3 protein-coding genes are annotated in these 6,000 nt (G+C 39.4%); all 3 read right to left on the reverse strand.

The genetic code is table 11. From position 1 onward, the window contains the following. Positions 1 to 13: 13 nt before the first annotated feature. Positions 14 to 2,368, reverse strand: coding sequence for a TonB-dependent receptor (locus I6F53_RS10340; protein ID WP_197239460.1), 2,355 nt, complete (start codon positions 2,366 to 2,368; stop codon positions 14 to 16). Between the two features lie 468 nt (positions 2,369 to 2,836). Continuing rightward, complete coding sequence (locus I6F53_RS10345) at positions 2,837 to 4,996, reverse strand: exonuclease domain-containing protein (protein ID WP_231616576.1); 2,160 nt, start codon at positions 4,994 to 4,996, stop codon at positions 2,837 to 2,839. A 402-nt stretch (positions 4,997 to 5,398) separates the two neighbouring features. Next, a complete protein-coding gene (locus I6F53_RS10350; protein WP_197239461.1) occupies positions 5,399 to 5,899 on the reverse strand; it encodes a hypothetical protein in 501 nt (166 codons plus the stop codon). Positions 5,900 to 6,000: the final 101 nt, after the last annotated feature.

Raw genomic sequence — 6,000 nt, forward strand, 5'->3', positions numbered from 1 at the left:
AGCGATAACAGGCTTAAAAGTTGTAACCTATTCTTACACCATAAGTGCGAGGATTAGCATAGTCAGCAGCCGCTACGTTACCGCCAAAGCGAACCGTTCTAAGCAAAATAAGCTCATCACCTGCATTTTGAACATATGCGCGTATGGCCCACTCATTATCGGCCGAATACCATGCAATGCTGGCATCGTATTTTTGATAGCTATCTTGCGTACCAAACGAAAAAGGGAGATCGTTGGTCGTATACGAATCCGATAACTGAATACTGGTAGCAGGCACAATGCGGCCTTTATCACCTAAATCAAACTCGTAACTCGCCAATAGAGTAATGTTATATTTTGGGCTTAACTGCACTTCGTTACCGTCAAGTTGCAGTAAGTTATCTACGCCATTAATGGTCTCTCCGCCTTCTTCAAACACATTTGGCGTAACAAAGTCGCCATAAGTAGAATCTGTAAACGCGGCACGTGCACCTAGGCGCAATGCATCACTTGCCTGCCAATCAATTTCAAGCTCAAGACCAGCAGCATCAATTTCGCCCGCATTACCAAAAAACGATACCGCCGTACCGCCTACATTTTGAAAACGCGTAGAAAGTAAGTCCTCGTATTGGTTGTAATATAAAGAGGCGTTAAATCTTAATGAATTATCAAGCAGCATGCTTTTAAAGCCTACTTCGTAAGCCGTTACTGTTTGCTCGTCGTAGCTATTTTCGCCATTAAAAGCGCCCTGTGCATTACCCGCTAAAAAGCCTGTAGAAACCGTAGCATAAAGCAATTGAGAATTTGTTAAGTCATGCTCTACGCCTAACTTCCACGTGACTTTACTCCAATCGCCATCTGCGTCTTTAACTTCTAATTCTGAAAAATCTAGCGTGCTTAAATCATTAGTATTTTGACCGTAAATATCCCACTCACGGCTATCATTTGTATACCTTATGCCGGCTATACCGCGTGTATCATCATTAAATGCGTAGTTACCTTGAAAGTAAGCCGCCGCTGATCGCGTTTCTAACTGAATTTGGTTTAACCAAGGTGCATATTGAAGCGCTTGAGGCTGCGTTGTATCGGGTACATTATCAACCACGGCTCCGTAGCTCGCATTTAAAAAAGCGTTATCTAGATCCTCTGAAAATAAGTAAATACCAGCCACCCACTCAAAATCACTTTCGTATGTAGAGCTAACTTGTACTTCTAACGAGTTAGTTTTAGATTCAATTGCGTTACCATCTACGGTGGCTGCATAAGTCGAAAAATCACCATCGGTAAGGCGTGTTTCTTCGTAATCCATTGAGGCTGCAATTATTTTTAAATCAACCGACTCTAGCGACCAGTTTAACTCGGCGCTAATACTTACATCGCTTACATCGCGTGATGGTTGGTAATCAAACTGCTGAGTAAATGGGTCTGACGACACACCTTGTGCAGTATCAAGCCCTGATGTTGCTGCATTATCTAAGCCTGCACCAAAGCGACCACAATTGCTGCCACACACATCATCGCGGCCAATTCGCTCAGTTAATGGTGCCGACAAGCTTGTTTTACCTGTCGCTGGGTTTATAGGTACACCTAAAATATGATAGCCAAATGCACCGCCGCCATTTGATTCGTCCTGCCATGTTTCTACTTTTACATTTAAATTTACATCATCGTTAAACTCAGTAAATATTTGGCCACGCAAAAAATACATATCAGCATCTTTTAAGCCTGCTGATTCATTAAACGAATTCTCTACGTATGGGTCGCGTATTTCTCGCACCCCGGTAAAGCGTACTGCGGTATCATCGGTTAAAGCGGCATTAAAAAAGCCTTCACCACGTAAATGACCATAATTACCAAATGTTGTAGCCATACCGCCTTCGGTAATATCAAGCTCTGGCTTTTTAGCTATTACATCAATAGCTCCACCAAATGAGTTACGACCAAACAACGTACCTTGAGGCCCGCGAAGTACTTCTACACGCTCTAAATCTACAAAACCAGCAAGTGCTTGCCCATGACGAGGGCGATAAACGCCATTAGAATAAAACGCAATCGCAACATCGTTAGCTTCTACTTGCTCTGTTCTGGCACCGCGCATGGCAGGGCGAGCATCACTGCCAGACACACCCGACTTTAAACCTGGCGCTAGGCTATCAAGGCTTAAAATATCAGTTATGCCATTTTCTAGTAAATCTTTAGCCGATACCGCAGTAACTGCCAAAGGCACCGACTGAATACTTTTAACCCGCTTAGTAGAGGTAACAGAAATAACCTCCAACTCTTTGTTAGGGTTTAACTTTGCTTCTTGTGAAAATACAGATGCTGAGCCTAATAACGCCGTATTTACAGCAGCAAAAATAAGTGTTTTACGTAAAATATTCGTCGTCATGAGATAAATTCTCCACCTGTTGAAATGAATTTTATTAAGCATCTGTGGGCGCTATGCCCCACCATCACATTCTTATTATTTATAATTATTAAAAACGCGATATTTAAATGACTATTTTTTCGACTCATAAAAACTACCGCTTTTTGCATTCGAATGCAACAGCGATTAATGCAACTTTTACACGTAACTAACACGCGCTATAAAAATAAAAACATAAAACTCATTCAAGCAACTAATAATAAACAAATTTAATTTTTACAGCTGATTTAAAGTTACTGGTTTGATCAGTTTAATATAGAGGATTTAAACAAAGAAAGGAGGGGGAATATAAACAGAGCACACAATTTAGACTCCGAAGTCTAAATGATATTAAAGACCAATTTTAAGTGTCAGCACATAATTAATTTTCAATTAAGTGCTGACTATTCATAGCATAACTAGTTAGTGGCTTTTAGTTAACCTGAGGACCTATTCACTACTTTGGGATTGCTGAATAAGTAATAGCAGCTCGGCAGTAGCCGTTGCATCGGCAAGGGCGCGGTGATGGCTGGTTAAATTTAAATTAAAGTGCGATGAAAGATTGCCCAGCGAATACGACTTTAAGCCTTTAAACGTTTTGCGCGACTCAACCACGGTGCACATTTTTGGCATTTTAAAAAAGTGCCCTGCCATCTCGCATTCTTTTTTAATAAAGCCGTAGTCAAAATTAACGTTATGGGCTACAAAAATACTGCCTGCGAGTTTATCTAACAATGGCTGTGCTATTTCGGAAAATACAGGGGCGTTACGCACCATGCTGTCGCTAATACCGGTTAATGACGTTATAAATCCGGGTATATGCCGCTGTGGATTTACAAGTGTCGTCCAGGTGTCTATCACTTTACCGTGCTGTACTTTTACAAGGCCAATTTCGGTAATGCGGTTACCGCCTTTTAAGCCGCCCGTGGTTTCTATATCGACCACACTGTAAATACGGTTTGGATCTACAAACCATTTAACAGCGGCAATGTGTACCTCAAAGCCCACATTTTTTAAGTTATCAATGGTGGTTAATTGGTTGCGCCTAAGTTTGTCGCCCGGCGCTTTTACTTCTTCAAAATGTACTTGGCCATTATTAATTACCATTAAGTCGGGGTAGCCGTCTTTTAGTTGTAAATAATGTTTACTCATATTGGTTAAATGGGTAATTAATGCCTCATGCGGGCTATTTAAAATAAGTGCTTCTAACGGTTGTAGTAGCTCTTTATGCCATCTAAATAAACCATTAGGTTGCTCAAAGTATTGCGCTGCATTTTTACACACTAAATTAAGTAATGCTTGCGACGTTTGGCACTGCGCTAAACGCTCATTTATTTGTGTTTGCTGCGCTTCATAAAAATTACCAAGCCTTAATACTTGCGGATAAATATCAAACTCATTGCATGGCGGGTAAGGCGACTCTACAAATAACTCGTGCCAAAATACTAAACCAAACAAACTTTGCCAAACCGTGTTTTCGGTATTAAATACAGCCATACCTTGGCGAGTATAATAATCGTTTACGCCCTGCTCTACTTCACCTCGGTACAGTTCATCTATTTCTAGCACGCACTGGGTATCGCTAAGCATGGCACTTAAACGCGACCGTGTTTTTTTATTAAACTTACGCATTAAAAAGTCGTCAGCAAAATACAGTAAATCATCAGTAAGCGGATTTTCGATAATGGCTTCTAATCGTGCTTTTACCCACTCTTTATTACCAAGCCTGAATTGCTCTCTTATTTGAATTTCTTGTGCTTCGCTGTCATCCACGCACCCTTCAAGTAAGCTAAACGCAAGTTCGCTATCAACACCTTTTAATTGCCGATAAAGCCTTACTAATAATTTGTTTTTTAACGTAATAGCAATGGCACCGTGCGCTGCTTGCACTAAAACCTGCGGCGCTAAAGTAACGTAATCACTCTCATCGGTTATATTTTTAAATACTAACCGGTAACGGTTTAATAAATAGTTTGATTGCGCTTCATCAAGTGTTTCAAAGCGCGACAAACTCTCTCTGTGCCCTTCGCGCGTAGCGGTTAAACCTAAATCTCGCATTACAAAACGGTTTTGATGATTCACATCACCACCGCTTAGTTTGCCTGCAAATAAAAACTCAAAATACTCGTAATAATCACTACGGTTATTAATTACATACTGGCTATAAAGTGGCGTAAGCTCTTGTGGGCATACTTTAAAAAACTCACGGGCAATATCCACCAGCGCGCCTTTAGCGGCACTCTTTTTAAAGCTTATTTGCTCGTCGTAATTACTTAGCAACTCAAGCAAAGCAGGTTTGGTTAAGTGAGCCAAAAGCTGCGAGTAATGCTGCTCGTTTGGCTCAAATAAAATACCGGCTTTTTTTAGCGTATAAATAGCCTGATGCGGCGAGGTTATTTCTTCATAATTGAGCGATTGCGCTTGCACCAAATAAGGCTTGCGCGAGTACACGCGCGCCAACATGCACTGGCTTTGCTCATCAAGCTGGTTAACTTTATTAATAAATTCACTATGTTTAGGCTCAAGTAAATGCATACATTTACTTGTTACAAACTCAATAAGCTCTCTAAAATGCGCTAAATAGTATTTTGCTGGTAATTCTTTTTTCATAATATCGCCACAACTGTATATAAAAACAGTATCTAGTATTTGCGCTTATTATTCAATCTTAAACTTGTAATCAATAATGGTTATATTAGGCATATATAAATAGTAGGCATTGCATTGGCTACCTTACGCAGTAGCAAAAAAGAATGGATATACTGACGATATTCCTGCACTTACTTTTTAAGATAAACATTTGTGGAATAGTTAGAGTTACCTTTGCGTTATTCATTTTGGGAAGAAGCGTATTATCGGCAGCTATCAACCTGAGGGAAGCACATACTGAACGCAATGAATCAACTTACTTTAACATTATTGAAAAGTAAGGAGCACCGCTTTTAAAATTTGCGGTGGAAAGTGAGCTTTAGTGCTTGCTGTCCACCTCAGGCGTTTTGTTAGCTGCACATTTTATATAAAACTAAAAGATTGCATAATTGTATCAACATCTGTTGTTTGTGCTTTTGAAAAAGAACATAGCAAGCTGTACACATGATTTTCATATATAAATGTACGACTTTTTACTAACTTATTATTTTTAGCTAGCAAATTAATTTCATAGCCCTTTACTGCGCCGCTAAAAATATAATCTTCACTAGATATTTTCCCACCAAAACCTTTAGTTAAATGGCGCTTGGTAGGCCTAATGGTGTCTTCTATCTCCCCCATAGGGTCATTATTATCGAGATAATCCGTCACACTTACAGAACAAAATAATTCATCTTTACGCATTTCATAGCTTGTTATTTTTAAACGACCAATATTCGGCAGATTATTTACATCAGTTTTAATATTTGGCTTGAAGGGGAGCTCTATTTTGAATTTATTTTCAGAAGAAACGACTTCTTCTAGTGAGAAAAATTGCTTATAAATCACAAAACCTATAAGAACAATTAAAATAATTTTTTTCATTTAACTTCCTTTTAATTAATTAAAGTAAGCGTATGGCTAACGACACCTAGCCTTGCTTAATATTCCAAGGTAACAGGGGTTCAAGGTTACTTGGCTGCTCT

The sequence above is a fragment of the Pseudoalteromonas sp. SWN29 genome (assembly GCF_015864465.1).
Lineage (GTDB): Bacteria > Pseudomonadota > Gammaproteobacteria > Enterobacterales > Alteromonadaceae > Pseudoalteromonas.

Excerpts from the sequence above, each read along its gene's own strand:
- I6F53_RS10340 (WP_197239460.1), bottom strand. The coding sequence starts at position 2,368 with ATGACGACGAATATTTTACGTAAAACACTTATTTTTGCTGCTGTAAAT.
- I6F53_RS10350 (WP_197239461.1), bottom strand. The coding sequence starts at position 5,899 with ATGAAAAAAATTATTTTAATTGTTCTTATAGGTTTTGTGATTTATAAG.
- I6F53_RS10345 (WP_231616576.1), bottom strand. The coding sequence starts at position 4,996 with ATGAAAAAAGAATTACCAGCAAAATACTATTTAGCGCATTTTAGAGAG.